Genomic DNA, 23,783 nt, shown 5'->3' on the forward strand with positions numbered 1-23,783 from the left:
ACTTTGCTAAAATTTAATTTTTTTTGATGACAAAAAAGCAAGCAAGTACAGACGATTTATTAGCTGTAATTATAAAAGGGATTGATGACGTTAAAGGTGAAAACATCCAACTACTTGATTTAAGAGAAATTGACAACACCGTATGCGATTATTTCGTAATTTGCTCGGGTAACTCAAATACGCAAGTAAACGCTATTTCAGGATCTATTCAGAAGGTCGTAAGTAAAGAACTTAGAGACAAACCTTGGCATATTGAAGGACAGGGTAATGCTGAATGGGTTTTAATGGACTACGTGAACGTTGTTGTACATATTTTTCAAAAACAAGTAAGGGACTTTTACGATATTGAAGGTCTGTGGGGAGATGCTAAAATCACCCAAATCAATCCCGTGTAACAAACAAACAACTTGAGACAAAATCATGAGTGATAAGAAAAAAAACACGCCCAAACTGAGTTTTAACTCCATGTGGATTTACATTCCTATAATCGCAGTGATTATAGGAGTTAGTTTATTCAACGGCGGGAGTATGGGGCAAAAAAAATTATCAGAAAATGAATTCAGCCAAATTTTAAGAGAGAATGATATTGCCAAAATACTCATCCTCAACAAATCATATGCTGAGATTTTTTTGAAAAAAAGCGCTACTGAAAAAGACCCACACAAGAAGTTGACTTCTTCACCTTTTTACAGACAAGGCGCTCCATTGTACACCTATAACTTTGGGGATCTTCAAAATTTTGAAGAGACCATTCGCGAGGCTAAAACTAAATATCAACTTGATTTTGATACCAGAAACGAACCTCGCACTAGTATTTTAGATGGTATTTTTAACTTTTTACCTTTTATTTTATTGATTGTTATTTGGTTGTTCTTTATGAGAAGAATGTCAGGAGCCGGAGGTGGCGCTGGTAGTGGAGGACAAATCTTTAATATCGGTAAATCAAAAGCGAAGTTATTTGATCAAGATACCAAGGTTAAAACGACCTTTAAAAACGTGGCTGGTTTAGAAGGTGCTAAGGAAGAAGTTCAAGAAATTGTAGACTTCTTAAAGAGCCCTGAAAAATACACGAAACTCGGAGGTAAAATTCCTAAAGGAGCCCTTTTAGTTGGTCCTCCAGGAACCGGAAAAACCTTGTTAGCGAAAGCTGTTGCTGGAGAAGCTGGCGTGCCGTTTTTCTCTTTATCAGGTTCTGATTTTGTGGAGATGTTTGTAGGAGTAGGTGCTTCTCGTGTTCGCGATTTGTTTAAGCAAGCACAACAAAAGTCACCTTCGATTATTTTTATCGATGAGATTGATGCCATCGGTAGAGCTCGTGGTAAAAACAGTATGACAGGTGGTAACGATGAACGCGAAAATACCCTGAACCAATTATTGACAGAAATGGATGGTTTTGGTACAGATACCAATGTAATTGTATTGGCGGCTACCAACCGTGCCGATGTTTTGGATAAAGCATTGATGCGTGCTGGTCGTTTTGATCGTCAGATTTACGTTGACCTTCCTGATTTACACGAGCGTAGAGAAATTTTTGAGGTACATATCAAACCGCTTCGTTTAGCAGAAGATGTGAACTTAGAGTTTTTAGCACAGCAAACACCAGGATTCTCTGGAGCAGATATTGCTAACTTGTGTAATGAAGCTGCATTAATCGCTGCAAGAAACAGTAAAAACGCCATTCACCATCAAGATTTCCTAGATGCCGTTGATCGTATCGTTGGAGGTTTAGAGAAAAAGAATAAGGTAATCACTCCAAAAGAGAAAGAAGTAATCGCTTTCCACGAGGCCGGACACGCCACCGTAAGCTGGATGTTAAAGTACGCGGCGCCACTCGTTAAAGTAACTATCGTTCCACGTGGACAATCGTTAGGAGCTGCTTGGTACCTACCAGAAGAACGCAAAATCGTACAAACAGAACAAATGCTTGACGAAATGTGTGCTACTATGGGTGGACGTGCTGCAGAAAAGCTCATTTTTGATAAAATTTCTACCGGAGCGTTAAGCGACTTGGAAAAAGTTACGAAACAAGCACGTGCTATGGTTACCGTGTATGGTTTGAATGACAAAGTAGGAAACGTTACTTATTACGATTCAACAGGAAATGACGCTTTCGTTAAACCTTACAGTGATTCTACAGCGAAAACCATAGATGAAGAAATTTCTAAAATTATAGAAGGACAATACCAAAGAGCTATAGAAATCCTCAATTTACACAAAGATAAATTGAGTATGTTAGCCGATCGTTTGTTGGAAAAAGAAGTAATCTTTAAAGACGATCTGATTAAAATCTTTGGCGAAAGACCATTTGACAAAAAAGAAACTAACAACGAAAACAATACAATAACAGAAGAATAAGTTTAGTTTTAATTTGAATGAATTTTTTTAAAAAATTATTTAACTCAAATACTGAATCATCTAAAGAGGAGATCAATCGCCAACCGGTTGACTTATCTTTAGATGATTTGTTTGTACACAATTTTATCAATAAAGGCGGTAAGTTTTTATATTGTACGAGTATCAACGAGGTCATTATTAACCTCGAAAATATTATCAAAGAGAACAAGTGGTCAACACTGACCTGTACCGACTTTAACCTGCTTAAAATTACACAACAACTACCGTTGACCTCACAACAAGTGTTTGATAAAAACATACCGTTTTTTACAACTTGTGAGCACTTGATAGCCGATAAAGGAGACATCTTGTTTTCATCCAACCAATTGGGCAGCCAAAAAATAGCGGCTCTCCCCGATTTTTTTATCGTCTATGCAACAACCAGTCAATTGGTAAAAAACACCAGTGAAGGACTTACAGGTATCAAGACGCATTTTAGCGGTAATATACCTACTAACATAAGTTCAGTCACCAATTACACCACTGAGAGAAACAGCGATGATTTTCTGAATTACGGAAACTGTAATTCTAAAAATTTATATTTGTTGCTCTTCGAAGATCTTTAAGCTATGCAAAACTTACTTAAAAGGAGCATTTCAGCCCTCATCTACGCAGTACTATTTATTTCGGCTACCCTGTATTCAGAAGCTAGCTATACTGTTTTAATGGCTGTTTTTGCCGCAGTGTGTTTATGGGAATTTAATAAAATTATCAAGTTCGATAGTTATATACCCTTTCTCATACTTCCAGTAGCCGTATATTATTCAAAACACTTTATTACCTACAACGTATCGTTGTTTGCCTTGGTAATTACCTTACTGTGCTCAGTGCGATTAATATTTCACTTGTATGCCAAAGGAAGTGCTTATCCGAATTCTTTTACCGATAAATTAGACCTGAATTTACGCTATATCATATTTCCTTTCTGTTTTTTGATGCTCTTACCAGTCATCAATAACAGTTACCATCCATGGATTTTACTCTATATCGTAATTCTAATATGGACCAATGATAGTTTTGCCTACATCGTGGGTAAAAACCTAGGAAAAAACAAACTCTTTGAGAGCGTCTCTCCCAAGAAAACCATTGAAGGATTTGTAGGAGGAGTCGTATTTGCTTGTATTGCCGCGGTTACCATTTCGTATTTCAGCAATTTATTTTCGTTGGTACACTGGTTAATTATTGCTGTCATCGTAGGTATTTTCGGAACGGTAGGAGATTTAGTGGAGTCTAAATTTAAACGCCAAGCCAATGTAAAAGACAGCGGTACCATTATGCCTGGACACGGAGGTTTATTAGACAGATTAGACAGTTTATTTTTTCTCGCTCCTTTCGTATATTTGTACATACATTTTGTGATGTAAGCCTTCGCTTAACTTATTCTTACCACCATGACTATGCGTGACCTCGACATACGGTTTCAGGAGGCCTTTGAATTAGCTTCAAAAATGGAGAAGAAACTCCCTCCAGATACCATGCTAAAGCTTTATGCCTATTACAAACAGGCAGTCAAAGGAGATCAGTTTGCCATCAATGCATATCCGCAAGCCAAAGGGCTTCGCAGTGCCTTTAAGCTCAATGCTTGGTTACAATTAAGAGGGATGACTGCTGATGTCGCCAAAACCGAATACATAAAACTCGTACATAGCCTAATAGATTAAAACAATCATTTTCCATTTGAAAATTGATTTTCGCTGTGTACCTTTACACTGTGATCTACATCACTCGTAAAATCTTTAACAGACGTAAATATACTCTTATGAAAAAACTACGCTACTCCTTAGTACTCTGCTTAGCTCTTATCAGTATGACAGCTTGCAAGAAAGAAGTAAAAAAGGAAACCACTACCCCAACTGAGGAAGTTAAAAAACAAGCCGCTTTCTCGCTTCAAAACGCAAAAAATGAAATTAAGTGGGTTGCTTATAAGACCACTGACAAAGTACCTGTAAAAGGACAATTTAAAAAAGTAAATATCACTGCTGGTGGAGAAGGAAACACTGCTAAGGAAGCTATCAATAATGCTGCCTTTGCCATTCCTGTTTCAAGTATTTTTACCGCAGATTCTGGAAGAGATTTCAAAATTAAGAAGTTCTTTTTCGGTGTCATGGATAATACGAACTTACTTTCAGGTAAGCTTGTTATTGAAACCGATTCTACAGGATACAGTGATATTACCATGAATGGAGTTACTAAAAAACTTCCTTTTACTTATACGTTAAACGACAAAAATTTCCAATTAAAAGGAACGATGAAGTTAGCAGCGTGGAAAGCAGAATCAGCACTCGATTCTTTAAACAAAGTGTGTCACGATTTGCACAAAGGTGCAGACGGAGTTTCAAAAACATGGGATGAAGTTGCCATTGAAATTAATACACAATTTTAATCGCTACACAAATACAAAATCAAAGCCTGAGTACTAGTACTCAGGCTTTGTTGCTTTTAGGGTAAAAATCAATGGATAGAGTCGGTCTTTGGTTACGTAAGTCCCCTCACCAGTAGCTATCAAGTCGGGAAACACATTATACGGCGATTCGTCGTATTCCTCCAAATACTCTATGTGCAGTCCTTGCTTAGTTAAGGCCGTAACCACAGCTCCTAAACCGTGATTCCAACCGTATTCTTTACTTACAATCGCATCAGATTCATCAGCATAGGTACCGCTGTACTCTTCGTAAATAACTTCTGATTGATTGTAGCCATACACCATACTCGCCGGTTGTTTTTGATAATCAAACATCCAAACTATCGGGTGAAACTCCGCCATGTAAAATACACCACCGCACTTTAATTTCGCTGCTATGACTGCTGCCCAACGATCTAAATCAGGTAACCAACCGATGGTTCCATAACTCGTGAACACGATATCAAATGTTTCTGATACCACCTTAGGTACATCATAAACATTACAGCATACAAATGCTGCATCTAAATTCAATTCTGCATTCAGCGTTTGCGCTAAGGCAATTCCCTCATCTGATAAATCAATACCCGTACACTTCGCTCCTCTTCTACTCCAACTCAAGGTATCTTGTCCGAAATGACATTGCAAATGCAGTAAGGATTTTCCTGTTACATCTCCAAGAGCTTCCACTTCGTAGTGCTGTAGTGAGCAAGCTCCTGCTTTAAAAGCTTCCATAGCATACATATCACTCCCTGCATGTACAGCTACTTTTTTATTCCAGGTTTCTTTATTGACCTTAAAATAGTGTTCATTAGTTTCCATATCACGATTTTCTTTTGAACAAGATACTACATTTATACCAAAGTAAACCACCTCTGGGCTCTCCGTTAGTGAACCGACCCCATCGCCTTTTTTACGAACCTAAAACTGACAATGACCAATACCCCAATACTCATGGCCAGTACACCAAAACAAGCATATACGCTCACGTAGGAATACAACTGTTGCAAATTCTCGGCACTTGCTAAGGTCTCTGAAACTGACATTCCTGTTATGAGCTCAGTTAGTGACCCCAAAACACCTTTTGAAAACACCCCCAAATCACCGGTTGCTACCGTTGTAAGCTCAGCTATTTTCCCCGCGAAATAATGTCCAAAAAAATTAGCTGAGAACCATACTCCCATAATAAAAGCGGTGTATTTCACAGGAGACAACTCTGTAATTTTAGACAAGCCAATAGGTGATAAAAACAACTCCCCCATGGTCAACACCAAATACCCAATAAGTAAATAGCTCATCGGAGTTTGTGCCCATTCATTAACCGCTCTGGCAGACATCCCAAAAATGACAAATCCCAAGCCTAGGAAAAATAACCCCAAACCAAATTTCACCACAGAATTCGGATTCATTTTCAACCTGTGCAGATAGGTCCACAGCACAGAAAAAGGAATTGCTAATAGTATGATAAAGCCCGAATTAATACTGTTGGTCTGCGCCGCATTCATAGCTATCAAGTTCACATTTCTATCAGCAAACAAGGTCAACGAACTGCCTGCCTGCTCAAAAATGGCCGAAAACAGTGTATACAAAACCGTAAAATAAACCGCTACTAAGAGTTTTTTTCGAGCGGGCTTGTCTATTTTTTGCAATACCGACATTATAAAGACCAATAAACACGCAGACACCAACCAAACTAAATAGTGCTCAAACTCATAAAAGTATACGATTGCTGCAAAAATAGGTACTGATAAAAACGCTGTAATTACTACCCAGTTACCATTGGCTATGCCCAGAAATTTCTCGTTATAACGTGAAACATTCGGAACTTTCCCTCGATCGTCAAACACGTTGCGTACCAAACCGCCTCGAAATACGATCAAGCCTATGAGCATACCAATTCCTGCTAACACAAAGCCCACATGCCATCCGTAGTGTTCAGCCAACCAAGCACAGAGTAGTGGCGCGACAGCACCTCCGATATTAACTCCCATATAAAAAATGGTAAAGCCAGAATCACGACGAGAATCCCCTGATTCGTATAAAGATCCTACCAAAGAAGATATATTTGGCTTAAAAAAACCATTTCCAACGATGATTAAGGCCAAAGAGCCATAAAAGAACACATCATATTCAAAAGTTAAGAAAAAGTGTCCTAATGCCATTAAAACACCTCCTAGTATGATTGCTTTTCTAAATCCCAAGATTCGATCAGCAAGTACCCCGCCAATCATAGGAGTAACGTAAACCAAAGACATGTATGCCGCATAAACCCCAAAGGCCATACGGTCGCTGTACAGCAAGTGCTTGGTCATGTAAAGTACCAGTAAGGCACGCATTCCATAAAAAGAAAAGCGCTCCCACAATTCTGCAAAAAATAAGTACAATAATCCTCGAGGATGTCCCATAACATCCGTTGTCGATGTGAAATTCTTCATAAAAAATTAGTTTTCACGAAAGTATCTTTCACCTCATCTAAGCAAAAATGTTGTAGCTAATTGTGAGCAAAAATAAGTCTCTGTATTTATTTGTAACCCTATTAATCATACAGTTAACCCTAAAAACAAATTAAGACCTCTCCTCAGAGAATTCCAATTTCAAAGCCTTGTCAATAAAAATATTTTCTGGTAAAATTCGCAGTCTATATTTACTTTCTCCTATAAAAGTAATAAGGTCCTTTCTTTCCAATTTATCTTCCCCCGACAGCTGTAATATTGCATTGATATTATCAATAATTCGCGTAACATAGGTTTGACTGTTGATTTCGCCTCCATATCGGACTTCGATACATTGTTCTTCTGGAGCCGACTTCAACCTCCTAATACCGAAAAGCAACAGGTTTTTGTACTGGGTAGTTTTGGCTCCAAAATCTACCTTTCTTCCTACAATTCCTTTGGAAGGGATAGTCAATTCGATTAAAGACCAATCGAGAAAACGAATTTTCATTTCATCGGGCTTAGGTGTATTGGCCAACTGAATAACCCAACTGGTCGCCAAGACTAAAAACACCGCTACTAAAGAGGTTTTGGTCACTATTCGAATTAGGTGATTCACAAAATCATTGTGCATCCAAACAAACACATCAGACCACTGTGAAACAAACAGAAGAACGACCACCAGCACGGAAATACCTGCCACCAACTTCAAATCGCGATGCATAAAGGTGTTAAAAAAAGAAACACCCATTAAATAACACAAAAAACTGGTTAACAGAAAATCGGGAATGGCCATGAGTTTGACTCCCGCATAGACCGTATTGCCTAAGAAGATGGAAAGTATTCCTGTCAACGAAGCTACAGCGACAATAATCAAACTTATAATTCGGACATTCTTTTCATTTCGATAAATAAAATGTGGAGCATCATATACGTAGTACAGTGCGAGCAACCAAAATAGATTATTAAGTGTCGAGAGCAGGTTTACACCAAATTGATAGCCTAAGCCACGCTCAAATCCGAAAGTATAGGCGGTAAATGCCCAAAGTCCGGAAAGTACCCAAACGAGCATACCACAACTGAAAAAAAGTAAGCCTCTATCAACGCGTTTAAACGAGTTCCCTTCTTCGAGTACAACTCGAAAGCGCTTTCTAATATTGTAGTAAATTGCCAAAAGCAACACTGCCCCAATCAATGAAATAAAAATATGAGATAAATTATGGAACTGTGTTACTTCTGACATAAAAACCTTGGATTTACAATTTTTTCGGTTTAAAAATAAGGATAATCCCTAGGTTATTCTCTGCAAATCCAATTTAATACGGTTTTTTAATTTTGTAGAATACGTTTTACCAAGTCATCCTTGGCTTGCTGATCATCGCCATACAACCATTGCAACACATTGTTTTCCCACATGTCATCGCGTTGGGTTTCGGTAATAATTTCGCGATCGATCGCTAAGTCCAGAATTTTCCCAGGATAAGAAGATTGCTTATCGCTTTCCATCTCACCGAGCGGATAAGGGTCATCTAATCCAATAAGTACTTGTTGGGCTCCTTGATTCTTTATCAATAAATCAAGTGACCCCGTATCGTGAACCAGGGTATCAAAAAAGATATTTTTATGCCCTACGGCTTTACGCGGATGTTGTTTCCCTTCAAACAAATCGGGTCTTCCATCAAAGCCCTGTATACGCCTTCCTAAATTCATCTGTGCCAACTGTCCACCGTGAGCAAAACAGATACGCATGTTAGGATATTTATCATAATAGCCGTTTAAACTCAAAAAATGATAGGCATCGGCACATTGGGCCAGCATCCAAATAAGGTGAAAACGCCAACTAGTATTTTCTAATTTGATAAATTTTTCGCCGTCATAGGGATGTATTTCTACCGCTAAATTATACTTGTTCGCCAGTTCAAAAATAGGTTCATTTTCTTCGTCAAAAATACACCTCCAAGTTCCTATAGTATCCATGTAGTGAGTAGGCAAACACAACAAGCGCATTCCCAACTGCTCTACACAGCGCTCAATTTCCCAGCAGGCGCCTCTTACAAAACCGGGATGCACAACAAAGCCACAGGTAAACTTATCGGGGTGGTCCTGTTGTACTTTTGCATTGAAGTCATTTTGGAATCGCAAGGCCTGTTTCATTTCTTCCAAACGCAAACCATTCCCGTACAACTGCGACAAATTTAATACCACTGCGTGATCGATTTTAAAATGCTCCATCCACGCGAGCTTTTCATTTAAAAAGAAGCTCGAATCCGTCACAGGACGCTTCCAGTTCTTTTGCAGCATAAACTTTTTGTCCTTATCTACCCAGAAAATCCCTTTGTCCTTCATAAAGCTCGGGATTTCTTCTGGATAAGGCAGTAAATGCGAATGTCCATTAATTCGAAGTTTCCTTTTTTCCATAAGAGTTATCAATAACTATTTCTGATTAATTTGTTTATTCATTTTTGACACAAAACATGGTCGCTTGCATGGTCGCAATCAACGCATCGTCATTCCCTATGAGTTTAGCTTCACAAAAAACGAGCGTTTTTCCAGCTTTTACCACGGTTCCTATCGCCTTTAGCTCGCTAGCTACCGCGGGGCGCAATAAATTAGTTTTAAACTCCACCGAAAGTACGTCGGCATCCGCTGGCATAACGGTCAATGCAGCATATCCACAGGCCACATCCATCAAACTAGTTAGGACCCCAGCGTGGACAAAACCGTTTTGTTGTGTTAACTCAGGTCGCTTTTGACAGGTTATTACTACCTGTCCCTCCGTTACTAAAGCCAATTTTGCGCCGAGCGTGGTCATAAACTGTTGTTGCTCAAAGCTACTTTTTACGCGCTCTTCCATACCTAACCTAGGCTTTGTTCGGTGCTTCCATCACGGTACCACAATTATCACAAGTACACTTTTGCTTATCCGAATAATACCTATCAAAAATGATCGGCATATCCGTTTCTATATTATCCAGAGCAAACTCCTCTCGGTACAATTGATGCCCGCAATTTTCACAATACCACTCCAGGGCATCCATCATTCCCTCGGCACGTGGATACTCAATTACCAAACCTACGGTATCCGCTTTCCTCTGTGGTGAATGTGGTACTTTTCCAGGCAAGAGATAAATATCCCCTTCCTTGATTTCTACATCGATCATTTTTCCGGAATCATCAATGATTTTCAATACCATATCTCCCTCTACTTGATAAAAGAACTCAGGAGTTTCATTATAGTGGTAATCCTTACGGTTATTTGGGCCTCCCACTACCATTACGATATACTCTCCATCTTTCCATACCTGCTTATTTCCTACGGGTGGTTTGAGTAAATGACGATGTTCATCAATCCACTTCTTAAAATTCAAAGGTTGTACTAACTTGCTCATATTTTTGTGTGTTATGGGTTGCTGTTTACTTATAAACTCTTGGTACGTCCACCGTCTACCGGTACGTTGATACCATTGATAAAACTCGCTTTTTCACTTGCTAAAAACACAACGGCATTGGCTACCTCTTCAGGAGCGGCAAACCTTTTCGCTGGCGACGCGTTTTTCATTATCTCTGCAACCTCTTCAAGTGACTTTCCTGTTTTGGCTGCTTTGTTTTTAATAATTTCAGTCAAGCGCTCTGTAGCTGTGGCTCCAGGCAATACATTATTTACCGTAATTTTATGCGCTCCTAACTCATTTGCTAGTGTTTTTGACCAATTCGCTACGGCTCCTCGAATCGTATTGGAAACTCCCAATCCGTCGAGTGGTTGCTTTACTGAAGTCGATATGATATTAATAATTCTACCATAGCCCACCTCTTTCATAAACGGAACTACAGCTTGTGCTAACACGTGATTGCATTTTAGGTGTTGGGTAAACGCTTTTTCAAATGCAGCTATTTCCGCTGTAAACACAGGTCCTCCTGCAGGTCCTCCTGTATTATTTACCAAAATGTGATATGTTAAAGGACTCGCTTCCAATTGCTCTTTTAACTGTGCTGGATTTGAAAAATCCGCAACTATATAGCTGTGCTTTTGACCTTCATTAGGCAACTCTTCAAGTACTGCTTTTAATTTTTCTTCATTTCTAGCCATCAAAGTCACAGCAGCTCCTTCTGATGCGAGTAGCATCGCAGTTGCTTTACCTATTCCTTGCGTACTACCACATACCAAGGCATTTTTATTTATCAATCCTAAATTCATGATCTCTGTTTATTTTTTTAATTCACTATTCATCGTATTGTATGCATACATTTTTTGGTTCCGTAAAAAAACGAAGCGCTTCCAAACCTCCTTCACGTCCCACACCACTAGCTTTCATTCCGCCAAAAGGGGTACGCAAGTCCCGAAGTAACCAAGTGTTTACCCAAATTATTCCGGCTTGTAAGTACTGACTCATGCGCATAGTTCTTGAAAGATTACTCGTCCACAAAGTCGCTGACAAGCCATAGGGTACATCATTTGCCATTTCCAATACTTCCTCTTCAGAGGTGAATGGCATCAAAGTAACTACCGGTCCAAAAATTTCTTCTTGATTCAAGGTACATTTGTTAGATGTAACCTCAATTACAGTAGGCTCCATATAATAGCCTCCTTCTTTTCCTTTAACGACTACTTTATTTCCTCCGGTTAACAGCTTCATCCCTGACTCTTGCCCAGCTAAAGCTACATAAGAGAGTACCTTGTTACGGTGTTCCTCACTTACCAAGGCCCCCAAGTTTGAAGTATCGCTAAAAGGATCTCCTACTTTGAGTTCTTTTACTTTCGCGATAAAATCAGTTTTGAAACGTTCGTAAATACTCGCTTCCACAAAAATTCGACTACCACATAAACAAATTTGTCCCTGATTCGCAAAGGAAGACCTCAGTGTTGTTGCTAACATTTTGTCATAATCCGCATCAGCAAAAATGATATTCGGATTTTTGCCCCCCAACTCCAACGACAATTTTTTAAACATCGGTGCCGCCGTTCTGGCAATATGAGCACCAGTGGCAGTTCCTCCTGTAAAGGAAATAGCCTTAATATTGGGGTGACTAATGATCGCCTGCCCTGCGGTGCTTCCGAGTCCGTGAACGATATTTAATACTCCTTTAGGCAATCCTGCTTCATTACAAATTTCTCCTAATAAATAAGCAGTCATCGGGGTTACTTCACTAGGCTTAGCAACTACGCAATTTCCAGCCGCCAAAGCCGGAGCAATCTTCCATGTAAACAAGTATAACGGTAAGTTCCAAGGTGAAATACAGCCCACTACCCCTATTGGTTTTCTCAAGGTAAAATTAACGGCATTTCGTCCTACCGTTTCGTGTGACTCTGATGAAAACTGTGTGGCTGCATTCGCAAAAAATTGAAAATTAGCCGCAGCCCTAGGAATGTCAATTTGTTTTGCCAAGGTCAAAGGCTTCCCGTTATCTTTTGCTTCGGCAGTTGCCAACGCGTCTAATCGCTCTTGAATTCCTCGCGAAATTTCCGATAAAATACGACTCCTCTCTTCTAAAGCGCTTCTAGACCAGCTAGGAAAAGCACGCTCTGCAGCCTTGTACGCTGCTTCGACATCGGCTTGGTTTGAGTTCGGTATTTGCCCGTACACTACTCCCTCTGATGGATTGTAGTTATCCAGCCATTGCGCTGATATTGGATCTGTAAATTCACCAGCTATGTAATTTTGTATTCTCATTTCCCAGCTTTTTACACTATTTTAATTCATTTTATACTTTTCTAACCACCCCATTGGAATCTCACTTGCGGCGAATTCTATATGAACCACAGCTCTCTCCACTGATGAAACGGATTTATTCGAGGCGTGAAGGAGCAAAGGTTTCATCAACATGATACCTCCCTTCGGCACCGTACAGCAAACTTCACTCGACCAATCCACTGTGGTGGATGCCTCGTTCAAACGCAGTATTCCGTGCTGATGTGAACCCGGAATTACGCGTAAAGCTCCGTTATTTTCATCGGTATCATCCAAGTGAATTCTGCACGTAATCAATTCTTCCAAAATTTCTTTGGGAGGTACAACTCCCAATTGTCCCTGTTTGGAAGTCCATTGCGCAAAACCATCGGCTTCTATTTTCTGTTCCACACCAATACTTACATCTTGGTGATACGACACAAACCAGTTCGCTTGTTTAGGTTTGTTAAAATAAATACTCTTTGCAACAAATCGGTCTTTCATCAGGGGTTGTAACAACTCGTTAAATGCATTGTGCTGGCACAGTCGCAACCATACATCAGGACACTTTTTAAAGAGTTGTCGCACGGCATGTACATCGGAATTCACACCCAAAACTTGCTTTAACTCTAGAACTTCAGACAAGGTAAACACCTCAGGAATTATTAAAAACCCCTGTTTTTCGAACTGTCTTATTTGATCCTTTGTCAACTGCATGATTACTGTTTTTTATAAGCCACGACCTTAATTTCTATCAATAAATGTGGATGTGGTAATTGATGCACTGCTACCGTCGTTCTCGTCGGTCCATTATAGTCAAAGAATTTAGCATACTCTTCGTTATAACCTCCAAAATCGTTCATATTAACCAAAAACGAAGTCACGTCGACCACATCACTTAAATCAGCTCCTACTTCCTGAAGAATGTCTCGAATATTCTCGATAACCGCGCGGGTTTGTTTTCTGATATCTAAGTTAGTGGTACCAAACTCATCTACTTCCACACCTTCAAAGCTATTATCTGGTCTTCTCGAACTAGTACCAGAAACATAAATAAAATCTCCTACCTGTTTTACATGAGGAAACTTCCCTCTAGGCGTTGCCTTTCCTTTGATTACTTTACTATCCATAAATTATTTTGTTAGATTTTCAGCTAACGACAATAACGTGATTGTTGTTTTTAAGTTTCTTGTCGTCGCCTGCACTTTTAACTTCTTTTCAAAAAAATTATTCGTCAATTTAGTCTTACCATACCCTCCCACAGCATTTACATATACGCAATGCGCAGTCAATTCGAAACCGTCTTCTTTGGCATCCACATCAATAGTTTTCACCTCACTTTCACTGTTTAGAAAGGTAAAATACTGTTGTTTTTCGGGCATCTCAGCATACGGGTTTGCAAAAATTACCTCTTTCCAAGCTCGTACACTCCATACCTGCACCGGAACTTCTATTTCAAAATTGTCACGGAGCACCTTCTCGATCACCTCCTGGATTTCAGAGGTCGTTTTCTCTGATTGTAAAACGATGTTTCCGCTCTGTATATAGGTTTGTACATTCTGCAACCCCCTATTCAAGAGTTCGGACTGAAAAGGCTTCATAGGAAGCTTGTTCTTTCCGGAAACATTGACCCCTCGAAGAATAATTATATGCGTATTCATTACTTGAGTCCTGCTATTTTATCTTCGTCCATCACCTCCTGCGTTTCCTCCTGAACTTTCTTAAAAATGGCCGCAAGGTCTAAGTCTTCGTCAGGTAAATTTGTAGCTACGGTACCATCAGCAATCATGTTTAACAGGGCTTTATCTTGGGCGCGTCCTTTTATCATTGCTTCGTGATATCCGATATCCTCATTAAAGGTCACCATAGAATACTTAGAAAAGTAGGCTTCTGGATATTCTTTTTCTAATAGCATTTCCAATCTTCTCTTTTCTTTAAAGAGTGGATTTGCTACGTGATCTCTCATTTCGTAGTAATTCTCAACTGCCAAATCACCAATGGCATCTGCATCCTTTTTACGGCGTTTTTGATAGGTTTTAAATACGAGTTCCCAATCGCCCTCACAGGTATCCAATACCTCATCTAACACCAAGACATCTTCAAAAGAAGCATTCATCCCTTGACCGTAGAACGGCACAATTGCATGAGCGGCATCACCAATCAGCAGCGTATTCCCTTTGTAATACCAAGGTGCGCACTTCACGGTTCCCAAGGCACCCGTCGGATTGTTTTCAAACTCTTCAAGGATATTTGGAATCAAGGCCAAAGCATCGGGAAACTCTTCCTTAAAAAACGCTGTAATTGCCGCTTCAGAATCGAGTCCTTTAAAATGATATGCTCCTTCTTCATGCCCCAAAAATAGGGTTACAGTAAAACTTCCATCCATATTAGGAAGTGCGATTAGCATATAGGCACCTCTAGGCCAAATATGCAAATGGTCTTTACTGATTTGATGGTTCCCAAGGGCATCTGCCGGAATTTCAAGTTCTTTATAGCCGTGTGTCAAATACTCTTGGCTGTAACTGAACAAAAATTTCTTTTCCAAATAATAACTCTTACGTAAAACTGAACCAGCACCATCCGCTCCGAAAATCACGGCTCCTTCCACTTCAAAACTGTCGTCATTTTCATAGGAGCTAAAATATGCTCGTTTGGCCTCAATATCGACACGTGTACACTTCACATTAAAATGTAAGTTTACATTTGGAGCTGCCTCAGCTTCGTCTAACAAGATAGCATTGAGATCTCCTCGAGAAATCGAATTAATGTACTCTCCGGATCTCCCTGAATAATTTGACGCGAAGGTATTTCCTTGTTTATCATGTACAAGTCTACCGTACATCGGTATACAAATTTCACGTGCTTTGGTTGCCACTCCTGCCATTTCCAAGGCCTTAAACCCTCTGTCTGACAAGGCCAAGTTGATAGAACGTCCTGCAGAAATATCCACTTTCCTTAAGTCAGGTCGGCTTTCATAGACGTCTACTTTATAGCCTCTTTGAGCCAATCGCAGTGCTAGCAAACTTCCACACAGTCCTGCACCGATAATAACTACTTCTTTTTTATGTACTTGAGCACTCTTCATATTCTTTAGTATTTCTAGATCTTAGAGTAATTTTCTTAAAATTTCAACCATATGGTACACATCTTGAAAACTGTTGTACAACGGTACCGGAGCACAGCGAATTACATCGGGCTCTCTCCAATCGGTTATCACGTGATGTTCCATTAAGGCATTGTGCAAACTCTTATCTGCATCTTTTACTTGTATTGACAATTGACATCCTCTTTGTCGGGGATCACTCGGTGTAATAATCTTTATTCTGTCGGTATCTATTTGGTTAATCAAATACTCAAAATACCCTGTAAGTTTCTCTGATTTTTCTCGCAATGCAGCCATTCCTACTTGATCAAAAACTTCCAATGAAGCTCTAATAGCCGCCATGGACAAAATAGGAGGATTACTCAGTTGCCAACCTTCTGCTCCAGGCATAACATCAAAAGGTTGTCGCATATTAAATCGAGTAGCTTTGTTGTGATTCCACCACCCTGAAAAGCGCGGTAAGTCACGGTTGTGAGCATGTCGTTCATGCACAAACAACCCCGCTAAACTTCCTGGGCCTGAGTTCAAATACTTATAAGTACACCAAGCAGCAAAATCGACTCCACTCTCATGCAACTCGGGACTGATATTCCCAGCTCCATGCGCCAAATCTATTCCTACCATACAACCGTGTTGGTGTCCTATATCTGCAATTGCTTTTAGGTTCAAATACTGTCCGGTATAGTAGTTTACTCCGCCGATCAACAACAACGCAATTTCATCGCCTTGTTCTTGCATAATACTTTCTAAGTCTTCTATTCTCAGTAATTCTTCTCCTGCTCGCGGGCGCCATTCCACCAATCCTTCTTCAGAATCAAAACCGTGGAATCTTAACTGTGATTCCACCGCATACCTATCGGAAGGGAACGCATCGCTCTCTATGACTATTTTAAACTTCTTCTTTGTCGGTTGATAAAACGACACCATCAACAGGTGTAAATTGGTTGTCAATGTATTCATTACCACTACCTCTAAAGGCTTTGCTCCGACGATAGCTGCCATCTTTTCGGTTAAAAATTCATGGTAAGGTAACCAAGGGGTATCGCCCTCAAAGTGGCCCTCTACTCCGTAGTTTGCCCAATCATTGAGTTCTTGTTGGATGTATTTTTCTGTCAACTTGGGTTGTAATCCCAGAGAATTCCCCGTAAAATACAACCACTCTTTTCCTTCCTTAGTTTTTGGAATATGAAACGCTTCACGCAGAGGTGCCAGCGCGTCTTCTTTATCTTGCTGAATCGCGTACGCTAATGATGATGAATACATAAAAGCTCCTTTTATTTTTACGGCATTACTCGCTGCCGTTTTTTGGTTATTTCATTTCGTTCCGTTTCACTATTCAAAACGGTGTTTTATAAAGTTAAACATTTTTATGTATATTAGCAATAACAAGCTTAAAAAGAACACTTCTTTATGTCCCTTTTAGACGATAAAAAAATAAATCAGTCCATCATCAAAGCCTTTACACTATTAGAGGCCTTCACCACCGACCACCCTGTTTGGGGAGTTCGAGAGCTCGCCGTAAAAACGGGTTATAACAAAAGCACAGTGTACCGATTACTGTACACCTTGAGTTCTATGAATTTGGTACAGCAAAATCAAAACGACAAATACAGCTTGGGAAGCAAATTGTTCGAACTAGGCAATCGCGTTTCGATATACAAAACGCTGAAAAACCTAACCAACAACGCCATCAAAATGGTTGCTTTAGAAATTCAGGAAACCGTATTACTAAGCATACTTAAAGAAGACCAACTCTTTCACATTAACAAAGCTGACAGTATGCATGGCTTAAAAATCAATACGAGTATCGGCTCTTATCAACCCCTGCATGCTACAGCGTCAGGAAAACTGCTATTGGCCTACAGTTCTGTAGCAGAACAGCAGCATTTTTTAAATCAAGCTGCGCTCGAATCCTACACCAAGCATACGATTACTACCGCTACTGGTTTAACGAAGCAATTTTCAGAAATTCAAGAAAAAGGATTCGCTTTGGACATCGAAGAATTTGAACCAGGACTGGTATGTATAGCTATTCCGGTTAAAAATAAAGACCATAAAACCATTGCTGCTCTGAGTGCCTCCGGCCCTCTCAGTCGTTTCAAAATGGAAAATGTTTCGAATTACCTCAACATACTCAAAAAAGGAGTTTCAAATATTGAGCGTAATTTATTGCATTTTGAACAACTTTAGTACACAGCTACACACATACTCTCCTTACCCACTCTCACAACTGATTTACAAACACTTAACACACAACCCCTAATAAAATAACCTTGACTTTTTAATTTTAAGTAGCTAGTTATAACAACTAAGCTTGCTACGTACTACTAAACATAACTTAAAACTTAAAAAATCATGGACCAAAAAACGGAACAGAATGTACTCAGTACTTTGTACACCCGATTATTCGAAGCAATTACAGTAACACCAGAGAGCGGCGCTCAGGCACCATTTAATCCACAAACAACTTTTATCCAACTTGCCAAGAATATGGCCATTAACCCTTCGGATTTTGAAAATGCGGCATCACCTGCAAATCCAACGGGTAACCTAAATTCAGCGGAGACCTTCTCTTTATTTGTTGATCCTATACCTGCCATTGCCGCTGATTTTCAAGCGACAGCAAATCAAGTATCAGAAGTTTACAAAACCATTGTCAACGGTGCGAAAACACATTCAGTTGTGGATCCTGCTCAGAAAAAAATCTACGAGGAAGCTTACAACTACTTAAATGTAGAAACCACCATCAAAGATTTTACGGGTAAAGAAACGACTCAAACCAACAAGTCACCGATTTACCAAACCTATTTACAAAACCAACAAGCGTACATTGCCGCTGTTAGCGGATACAGAACGGCCTACCTGGGTTACAACATGGATGACGTTCACGACCAGCGTGAATGGCAAGCTAGGCAACCTTTATTAATGAATGCTGTTACCGCTTCGTACGACACCTGGAGAGCTCAAGGTGCTGACCAAGTAGAACAAGCATTGGCAGCCTTAGCTTCGAGTATCAACTCATCGGTACAAAATGCCATAGCAGCAGCGAGAGAAGCCGTTTCTGCTCAACATCAAATGGCCTCAAACTTACCAGGCGGACAAAACTGGTTATTGAGCTATGCGATGCCTTCAAATTGGATGCAAAAAGAGGCAGCGATTAACTTTTCTGAACTTAGTTTAACGAGCAAATACTTAGACAAAGAAACGAACAGTACATTCAATGAATGGAAAGGTGGCGCATCATGGAACCTCGGCCTTTGGAGTATTGGAGGTGGTACCAGCGGACATACCGAAGAGACAAACTATCACATGCAGGCTCAAAACTTTAGTCTTTCTGCCAAAATAGGCGTTGTCAGAGTATTTAGACCTTGGATGCATGAATTCCTATTCAGAATGGACAATTGGTTTATTGATGGACGTCCTAAACACGGAATCTCGAATGGTAAACTAGCAGGGAACCAAGACAATCTTCTACCGCTAATTCCGACATCATTTATCGTTGCTAGAGACATCGAAATTTCGGGTGATTTCAGTACTGAAGATAAATCCCACATTGAAAAATCTATTTCCGGAACTACCTCTGTAGGTTGGGGCCCCTTTAAACTTTCTGGATCCTACACCCACAGTAGCTCAAAAGACACATTTCATTCTACCTTCGACGGTAGTACCATAAAAGTACCGGGTATCCAAATCATAGCCTTTGCCAGCGAAATCACACCTCCATCTGCGCCATTAAGCGCTCCTGAGGTGAAGGAAAACGCCACAAAAAAGGCAGGACTCGCTACCAATTAATTCTAAATAACGGGGTTTTTCAAAACGGGAAACCCCATATTTTATTATGAGCTTACTTTTAGACTTCGAAAAAATAGTTGCACATGCCCTTGAAGAAAACCACCCCAAGGCCCGTAGTCAAGCAACCGTTGAAAAACCTGTTTTTCAACTTAATGAATTTCCTTTTCCAATAGCCTTAGACGCATACAATAATGCCTACAGCCCTGCTAACCCCGAAGGGAATTACCTGCACGCCTTTCGCTTTCGCGATTTGGTGAACGCAATTCCCGATTTGACAAAATTCTTCACTACAAGTGCAAATACCGTGGAGCAATCTTATCAAAATCTCATTCAAGGCGCCAGTATTGTAGAAGATTCTAAATTTGTATCGCAGGCTTTTTACGAGGCACAACAAAAATTCTCAGTGTCCAAAATGTCAGGACTTTCTCAAAGCCCTACCTCCTGGCAATTGGCCAATGCCATACCATACAATTGGACAGACCTACTTACCACCCCAAAAAGTTTACCTAAGATACACCTCGATTTACAAAAACTGCCAACACTTTTTGACGATCAATATCAAACCTTACTCCCTTCCAAAAACGCTGTTAAACTTCAGTCCAGAACTCCCGGTCAACAAGATAGCAAGCACATTTCATTAAGTACCGACAGTAGCCTCGAAACTATTTCATTCCGTTACCTCATGGTACAGGTTGAGCGATCGTGGCTCAATACTGAACTATTTACTATGAATGATTGGTACCTATCCGGGCAACCTATTGGCTATTACAGTTCTGGTTCAACGACCAACAATGACGGCGTTTTCCCGCTGATGATTACTGGTGTCTTACTAGGAACTCAAATAGAAATTACTGGAAGTTTAAAAGCGAATGACACGAATTTCATTCACTCACAATTACAGGCCAACAAAGAAGTTAGTGTGGCCCAATTCCCTGTAGAAAATTTAATGACTAATGGTGATAAACAACAACTCAATGCCAATGCTGTTTACCTAATGGGATACGTGAGCCAATTGATCCCTTTAGCTCCGCGTATGCAAAGCTCTTAAAAAAAGCGTGCTGTATACGTATACAACACGCTCTATAACTGTTAGTACAGCACTCTAAATTTCGTGGTTCCTTCAATTTTCTTAAGGGCCGCAATCACTTCTTGATTGTATACTTTATCAACATCTGTAATTACGTAACCTACTTTGTCATCTGTAGATAAGTATTGCCCTGTAATATTTAACTCAAACTCTGCTAAGACCTTATTGATTTGAGCCATAACACCTGGTACATTTTGATGTATATGTAAAAAACGGTGTGCATTTCGGTGTTTTGGTAATCGAATATTCGGGAAGTTCACTGCGTCAACAGTATTTCCTGAATTGATGTAATCCATAATTTTACCGGGCACAAAATCAGCAATATCTCGTTGAGCTTCTTCTGTACTTCCTCCAACGTGCGGGGTAAGAATTACGTTATCCAATCCTTTTAACTCCGTGATAAAGTCACCGTTCTTTCTAGGCTCTTCCGGATAAACATCAACAGCTGCTCCCGCTATTTTACCAGACTTTAATCCGGCTACCAAGGCTTGTATATCTACCACAAATCCTCGTGAAAGATTTACCAGATAAGCACCGTCTTTCATTTGTTTAATTTCTTCTTCTCCGATAAAATTCTTGTTGGCAGCATTATCATCAATGTGTAAAGTAATGACATCTGAAATCCCAAGTAGTTCCTTTAGTGTGGTTACTTTGGTAGCATTTCCGAGAGCCAACTTATCTTCTACATCGTAGTAATAGACATCCATTCCCAATGCTTCTGCCAATACTGACAACTGCTTTCCAATATTTCCATATCCGACAATTCCCAGTTTTTTTCCACGGACTTCGCGAGATCCTTGAGCAGTTTTATTCCATTGACCATTGTGCAATTCACTACTTCGTTGAAATACGCTTCGCATCAACATAATAATTTCACCGATAGCCAATTCTACAACGGATCTCGTATTGCTATATGGCGCATTAAATACGGTTACACCATGCACCTTACAAGTATCCAAATCAATTTGTTTGGTTCCGATACAAAAGGCTGCCACTACCATGAGCTTGTCTGCCGCCTCGACTACTTTCTTCGTCACCTGAGTTTTCGATCGAATTCCGAGGACATGTACATCTTTTAACTTCTCAATAAGTTCCTCTTCCGACAAACTTCTACTTACAGTTTCGACTGTAAAACCGTCTTCAGACAATTTTTTTTCAGCATCTGGGTGGATGTTCTCTAAAAGTAGTATTTTAATTCTGTGCTTTGGGTATGATATATTTCTCGGCAAATCGTTTACGTATAAAAATTCATCTAAATTCGGAGTGATATAATCAGCGTTTTCTACTGTTTTTGCGCGTGACACATTTTCTGTATACGCAAAAAACTTATCCGCTACTCCTGCTTCTCTGGTCACGTAATCACTGTAACCATCTCCTATTACTTGGATTTCTCCCTCCAAGTCCAACGCCTTTAAACAGGCAATTTTTCCATTGTGAGAGGCCAAAACATTTTGATCGTCAAACCCGACAATAACATCATTTTCATCAAAGACAAACGTATTGGCAAATACGCGTTCTGAAGGGATGTTATAATCAGCAACTATAGGATCAATAAATTCCTTGAAACCGGCCGATATCACATAAATGTCCTCTGAAAAGTTCTCAAAAAACTCCTTGTTACGTTCTATAGAACGGGAGACTTTTTGTCTTAGTTCTTTTATCAAAACATCCAAATCAGCTTTGTTAGCTTGTAACATTTTGATTCTTCTCCCTAATGATTCAGGAAAGGATATTTCTCCATCAATTCCCAAATTCGTAATATTAACAATGCCTTCGATAATTTCTTTTTTATCGGGATTGTTTGCCAGCGTAATTTCTGCGAGTACGTCTAGCGCTTCAACTTTAGTAAGCGTACTATCAAAGTCGAAAATAAAATTTCTTTTTTGTGTACCAACTGTGTTCATTGTATTGTGTTGTTGTATTGTTGGTCGCAAAGTACAAAGCTTCTGCTAAAAAAGTATCACAAAACGATAACATTTTCAAATCCGAAGCCATTTAGTTTAAATTGCAAACATATTTATAAGAAATTTACAAAAACTATTAGTAAAATCAACCAAAATATCGGTAGTGCTTCGACCCAGAAAGAACTATAATAACGATGTTGTTGCGGAGTAGCTCGCATTAGTAAAATGGCGGTCAGTCCAAAAAGCGCTAAAAACACACGGTGATACAATGCTGGTGCCATGATGTTAAATTCAAGAATCAGACAAATTGCCAGTAATAAGATTCCTAATTTTTTCGTTTGAGCCACGCCCAACCGTTTGGGAAGGGTGCGCAAACTCAGTTCGTCACGATTCATATCTCTAATGTCAAAGGGTAGTACCCAAACCACTACTAACAAAAATCGCTGCGCTCCTAGCATTAGGACATTCGTATACGAATACTGTTCGCACTGCAATACCGGAAGCATAACGGTTACCCCCACCCAAACGGTAGCGACAATCAACACTTTTACCACTCCTTCACTTCTGAGATTTTTTTTGAAGCCTTTATAAAAAGGGATCGTGTACAACAAAGTCAAAAGGCCAAAAGGCACTAAACACCACAATATACGCGCTGGCAATTGCCCTACGTAATACACCCAACAGCCAAAGCACAGCAATGAAAAAACCTGTATATATCGAAGATTCACGGTCAAACTCGCGTGTTTGAATTTTGCTAAACTCGCGTATTTCACAAAGTTATACGCCGTAATCGTTCCGTAAAAAGCGGTATAAGCAACGGGTTCATTATAGGGTAACCCGAGGTATTTCTCTGTAATTCTTACCAAGGCGTACACGGCTAATGCAACGTGTATACTCGCATTGATATAAAAATTAAACAACCATAATAAAAGCTTCATAAGGCAAAGGTAAGACAAGAATCCTTTCCACACACTTAAGTTAATAAATTAACAATTTACGGTAAA

Annotated in this window: 24 protein-coding genes; 9 read left to right on the plus strand and 15 right to left on the minus strand. The window is 39.7% G+C overall.

The genetic code is table 11. The annotated features are described in order from the left end of the window. The first annotated feature begins 26 nt into the window (after window positions 1-26). The 6 genes from rsfS to ACXAG7_RS12310 all read left to right on the plus strand — a co-directional run bounded on the left by rsfS (window position 27) and on the right by ACXAG7_RS12310 (window position 4,777). Window positions 27-395, plus strand: a complete 369-nt coding sequence (gene rsfS / locus ACXAG7_RS12285) for a ribosome silencing factor (RefSeq protein ID WP_408043047.1) — start codon at window positions 27-29, stop codon at window positions 393-395. 25 nt (window positions 396-420) lie between these two features. Continuing rightward, window positions 421-2,355: an ATP-dependent zinc metalloprotease FtsH gene (ftsH, locus tag ACXAG7_RS12290; protein ID WP_476666950.1), complete on the plus strand. Its 1,935-nt coding sequence runs from the start codon at window positions 421-423 to the stop codon at window positions 2,353-2,355. Window positions 2,356-2,372: 17 nt separating this feature from the next. After that, window positions 2,373-2,960, plus strand: coding sequence for a hypothetical protein (locus ACXAG7_RS12295; protein ID WP_408043045.1), 588 nt, complete (start codon window positions 2,373-2,375; stop codon window positions 2,958-2,960). 3 nt (window positions 2,961-2,963) lie between these two features. After that, on the plus strand, window positions 2,964-3,758 hold the full coding sequence (locus ACXAG7_RS12300; RefSeq protein ID WP_408043044.1) for a phosphatidate cytidylyltransferase: 795 nt from the start codon (window positions 2,964-2,966) through the stop codon (window positions 3,756-3,758). A 27-nt stretch (window positions 3,759-3,785) separates the two neighbouring features. Next, window positions 3,786-4,055 (plus strand): acyl-CoA-binding protein, encoded by a 270-nt coding sequence (locus ACXAG7_RS12305; RefSeq protein ID WP_408043043.1) that lies wholly within the window; start codon window positions 3,786-3,788, stop codon window positions 4,053-4,055. Window positions 4,056-4,153: 98 nt separating this feature from the next. Beyond that, window positions 4,154-4,777, plus strand: a complete 624-nt coding sequence (locus ACXAG7_RS12310) for a YceI family protein (protein ID WP_476666951.1) — start codon at window positions 4,154-4,156, stop codon at window positions 4,775-4,777. Window positions 4,778-4,810: 33 nt separating this feature from the next. On the opposite strand, the gene ACXAG7_RS12315 is transcribed toward ACXAG7_RS12310, so the two are convergent. The 13 genes from ACXAG7_RS12315 to kynU all read right to left on the minus strand — a co-directional run bounded on the left by ACXAG7_RS12315 (window position 4,811) and on the right by kynU (window position 17,259). Beyond that, entirely contained in the window at window positions 4,811-5,617 is an 807-nt protein-coding gene (locus ACXAG7_RS12315; protein WP_476666952.1) for a class I SAM-dependent methyltransferase, read from the minus strand. A 65-nt stretch (window positions 5,618-5,682) separates the two neighbouring features. After that, window positions 5,683-7,230: a peptide MFS transporter gene (locus tag ACXAG7_RS12320; RefSeq protein WP_476666953.1), complete on the minus strand. Its 1,548-nt coding sequence runs from the start codon at window positions 7,228-7,230 to the stop codon at window positions 5,683-5,685. Window positions 7,231-7,360: 130 nt separating this feature from the next. Further along, window positions 7,361-8,470 carry a hypothetical protein gene (locus ACXAG7_RS12325; RefSeq protein WP_476666954.1) on the minus strand — a complete coding sequence of 370 codons (1,110 nt, stop codon included), beginning with the start codon at window positions 8,468-8,470 and terminating at the stop codon, window positions 7,361-7,363. Window positions 8,471-8,556: 86 nt separating this feature from the next. Continuing rightward, window positions 8,557-9,645 (minus strand): amidohydrolase family protein, encoded by a 1,089-nt coding sequence (locus ACXAG7_RS12330; RefSeq protein WP_408043038.1) that lies wholly within the window; start codon window positions 9,643-9,645, stop codon window positions 8,557-8,559. Window positions 9,646-9,679: 34 nt separating this feature from the next. Continuing rightward, on the minus strand, window positions 9,680-10,081 hold the full coding sequence (locus tag ACXAG7_RS12335; RefSeq protein WP_476666955.1) for a PaaI family thioesterase: 402 nt from the start codon (window positions 10,079-10,081) through the stop codon (window positions 9,680-9,682). A gap of 7 nt (window positions 10,082-10,088) precedes the next feature. After that, window positions 10,089-10,616: a 3-hydroxyanthranilate 3,4-dioxygenase gene (locus ACXAG7_RS12340; RefSeq protein WP_408043036.1), complete on the minus strand. Its 528-nt coding sequence runs from the start codon at window positions 10,614-10,616 to the stop codon at window positions 10,089-10,091. A 29-nt stretch (window positions 10,617-10,645) separates the two neighbouring features. Continuing rightward, a complete protein-coding gene (locus ACXAG7_RS12345) occupies window positions 10,646-11,422 on the minus strand; it encodes an SDR family oxidoreductase (RefSeq protein ID WP_476666956.1) in 777 nt (258 codons plus the stop codon). A gap of 25 nt (window positions 11,423-11,447) precedes the next feature. Continuing rightward, complete coding sequence (locus tag ACXAG7_RS12350) at window positions 11,448-12,896, minus strand: aldehyde dehydrogenase (RefSeq protein ID WP_476666957.1); 1,449 nt, start codon at window positions 12,894-12,896, stop codon at window positions 11,448-11,450. A gap of 21 nt (window positions 12,897-12,917) precedes the next feature. After that, complete coding sequence (locus ACXAG7_RS12355; RefSeq protein ID WP_476666958.1) at window positions 12,918-13,610, minus strand: phytanoyl-CoA dioxygenase family protein; 693 nt, start codon at window positions 13,608-13,610, stop codon at window positions 12,918-12,920. A 2-nt stretch (window positions 13,611-13,612) separates the two neighbouring features. Next, window positions 13,613-14,023 (minus strand): RidA family protein, encoded by a 411-nt coding sequence (locus ACXAG7_RS12360; RefSeq protein ID WP_408043032.1) that lies wholly within the window; start codon window positions 14,021-14,023, stop codon window positions 13,613-13,615. 3 nt (window positions 14,024-14,026) lie between these two features. Further along, window positions 14,027-14,554, minus strand: a complete 528-nt coding sequence (locus ACXAG7_RS12365) for a DUF1697 domain-containing protein (protein ID WP_476666959.1) — start codon at window positions 14,552-14,554, stop codon at window positions 14,027-14,029. Then, window positions 14,554-15,978 carry an FAD-dependent oxidoreductase gene (locus ACXAG7_RS12370; RefSeq protein ID WP_408043030.1) on the minus strand — a complete coding sequence of 475 codons (1,425 nt, stop codon included), beginning with the start codon at window positions 15,976-15,978 and terminating at the stop codon, window positions 14,554-14,556. Before ACXAG7_RS12370 ends, ACXAG7_RS12365 begins: the two co-directional genes overlap by 1 nt. 21 nt (window positions 15,979-15,999) lie before the next feature. Further along, window positions 16,000-17,259 carry a kynureninase gene (gene kynU / locus ACXAG7_RS12375; protein ID WP_476666960.1) on the minus strand — a complete coding sequence of 420 codons (1,260 nt, stop codon included), beginning with the start codon at window positions 17,257-17,259 and terminating at the stop codon, window positions 16,000-16,002. A gap of 147 nt (window positions 17,260-17,406) precedes the next feature. Between kynU and ACXAG7_RS12380 the strand changes: the two genes are divergently transcribed. The 3 genes from ACXAG7_RS12380 (at window position 17,407) to ACXAG7_RS12390 (ending at window position 20,836) form a co-directional block, all read left to right on the plus strand. Next, entirely contained in the window at window positions 17,407-18,186 is a 780-nt protein-coding gene (locus ACXAG7_RS12380; RefSeq protein WP_476666961.1) for an IclR family transcriptional regulator, read from the plus strand. Window positions 18,187-18,351: 165 nt separating this feature from the next. Then, window positions 18,352-19,788 carry a hypothetical protein gene (locus ACXAG7_RS12385; protein WP_476666962.1) on the plus strand — a complete coding sequence of 479 codons (1,437 nt, stop codon included), beginning with the start codon at window positions 18,352-18,354 and terminating at the stop codon, window positions 19,786-19,788. Window positions 19,789-19,834: 46 nt separating this feature from the next. After that, window positions 19,835-20,836 carry a hypothetical protein gene (locus ACXAG7_RS12390; protein WP_476666963.1) on the plus strand — a complete coding sequence of 334 codons (1,002 nt, stop codon included), beginning with the start codon at window positions 19,835-19,837 and terminating at the stop codon, window positions 20,834-20,836. Window positions 20,837-20,877: 41 nt separating this feature from the next. Here ACXAG7_RS12390 and serA read toward each other — a convergent pair whose 3' ends face one another. Further along, on the minus strand, window positions 20,878-22,779 hold the full coding sequence (serA, locus tag ACXAG7_RS12395) for a phosphoglycerate dehydrogenase (RefSeq protein WP_408043025.1): 1,902 nt from the start codon (window positions 22,777-22,779) through the stop codon (window positions 20,878-20,880). Between the two features lie 113 nt (window positions 22,780-22,892). Next, window positions 22,893-23,717 (minus strand): UbiA prenyltransferase family protein, encoded by an 825-nt coding sequence (locus ACXAG7_RS12400; RefSeq protein ID WP_476666964.1) that lies wholly within the window; start codon window positions 23,715-23,717, stop codon window positions 22,893-22,895. Window positions 23,718-23,783: the final 66 nt, after the last annotated feature.

The organism is Tenacibaculum sp. AWR4_210 (assembly GCF_056160945.1).

What these genes read in the sequence shown, in the direction of transcription:
- ACXAG7_RS12380 (WP_476666961.1), top strand. Translation starts at nt 17,407, where the DNA reads ATGTCCCTTTTAGACGATAAAAAAATAAATCAGTCCATCATCAAAGCC.
- ACXAG7_RS12350 (WP_476666957.1), bottom strand. Translation starts at nt 12,896, where the DNA reads ATGAGAATACAAAATTACATAGCTGGTGAATTTACAGATCCAATATCA.
- ACXAG7_RS12345 (WP_476666956.1), bottom strand. Translation starts at nt 11,422, where the DNA reads ATGAATTTAGGATTGATAAATAAAAATGCCTTGGTATGTGGTAGTACG.
- ACXAG7_RS12295 (WP_408043045.1), top strand. Translation starts at nt 2,373, where the DNA reads ATGAATTTTTTTAAAAAATTATTTAACTCAAATACTGAATCATCTAAA.
- ACXAG7_RS12300 (WP_408043044.1), top strand. Translation starts at nt 2,964, where the DNA reads ATGCAAAACTTACTTAAAAGGAGCATTTCAGCCCTCATCTACGCAGTA.
- ACXAG7_RS12315 (WP_476666952.1), bottom strand. Translation starts at nt 5,617, where the DNA reads ATGGAAACTAATGAACACTATTTTAAGGTCAATAAAGAAACCTGGAAT.
- ACXAG7_RS12370 (WP_408043030.1), bottom strand. Translation starts at nt 15,978, where the DNA reads ATGAAGAGTGCTCAAGTACATAAAAAAGAAGTAGTTATTATCGGTGCA.
- ACXAG7_RS12330 (WP_408043038.1), bottom strand. Translation starts at nt 9,645, where the DNA reads ATGGAAAAAAGGAAACTTCGAATTAATGGACATTCGCATTTACTGCCT.
- ACXAG7_RS12325 (WP_476666954.1), bottom strand. Translation starts at nt 8,470, where the DNA reads ATGTCAGAAGTAACACAGTTCCATAATTTATCTCATATTTTTATTTCA.
- ACXAG7_RS12355 (WP_476666958.1), bottom strand. Translation starts at nt 13,610, where the DNA reads ATGCAGTTGACAAAGGATCAAATAAGACAGTTCGAAAAACAGGGGTTT.
- serA (WP_408043025.1), bottom strand. Translation starts at nt 22,779, where the DNA reads ATGAACACAGTTGGTACACAAAAAAGAAATTTTATTTTCGACTTTGAT.
- ACXAG7_RS12320 (WP_476666953.1), bottom strand. Translation starts at nt 7,230, where the DNA reads ATGAAGAATTTCACATCGACAACGGATGTTATGGGACATCCTCGAGGA.
- ACXAG7_RS12385 (WP_476666962.1), top strand. Translation starts at nt 18,352, where the DNA reads ATGGACCAAAAAACGGAACAGAATGTACTCAGTACTTTGTACACCCGA.
- ACXAG7_RS12360 (WP_408043032.1), bottom strand. Translation starts at nt 14,023, where the DNA reads ATGGATAGTAAAGTAATCAAAGGAAAGGCAACGCCTAGAGGGAAGTTT.
- rsfS (WP_408043047.1), top strand. Translation starts at nt 27, where the DNA reads ATGACAAAAAAGCAAGCAAGTACAGACGATTTATTAGCTGTAATTATA.
- ACXAG7_RS12400 (WP_476666964.1), bottom strand. Translation starts at nt 23,717, where the DNA reads ATGAAGCTTTTATTATGGTTGTTTAATTTTTATATCAATGCGAGTATA.
- ftsH (WP_476666950.1), top strand. Translation starts at nt 421, where the DNA reads ATGAGTGATAAGAAAAAAAACACGCCCAAACTGAGTTTTAACTCCATG.
- ACXAG7_RS12365 (WP_476666959.1), bottom strand. Translation starts at nt 14,554, where the DNA reads ATGAATACGCATATAATTATTCTTCGAGGGGTCAATGTTTCCGGAAAG.
- ACXAG7_RS12340 (WP_408043036.1), bottom strand. Translation starts at nt 10,616, where the DNA reads ATGAGCAAGTTAGTACAACCTTTGAATTTTAAGAAGTGGATTGATGAA.
- ACXAG7_RS12310 (WP_476666951.1), top strand. Translation starts at nt 4,154, where the DNA reads ATGAAAAAACTACGCTACTCCTTAGTACTCTGCTTAGCTCTTATCAGT.
- ACXAG7_RS12305 (WP_408043043.1), top strand. Translation starts at nt 3,786, where the DNA reads ATGACTATGCGTGACCTCGACATACGGTTTCAGGAGGCCTTTGAATTA.
- ACXAG7_RS12390 (WP_476666963.1), top strand. Translation starts at nt 19,835, where the DNA reads ATGAGCTTACTTTTAGACTTCGAAAAAATAGTTGCACATGCCCTTGAA.
- ACXAG7_RS12335 (WP_476666955.1), bottom strand. Translation starts at nt 10,081, where the DNA reads ATGGAAGAGCGCGTAAAAAGTAGCTTTGAGCAACAACAGTTTATGACC.
- kynU (WP_476666960.1), bottom strand. Translation starts at nt 17,259, where the DNA reads ATGTATTCATCATCATTAGCGTACGCGATTCAGCAAGATAAAGAAGAC.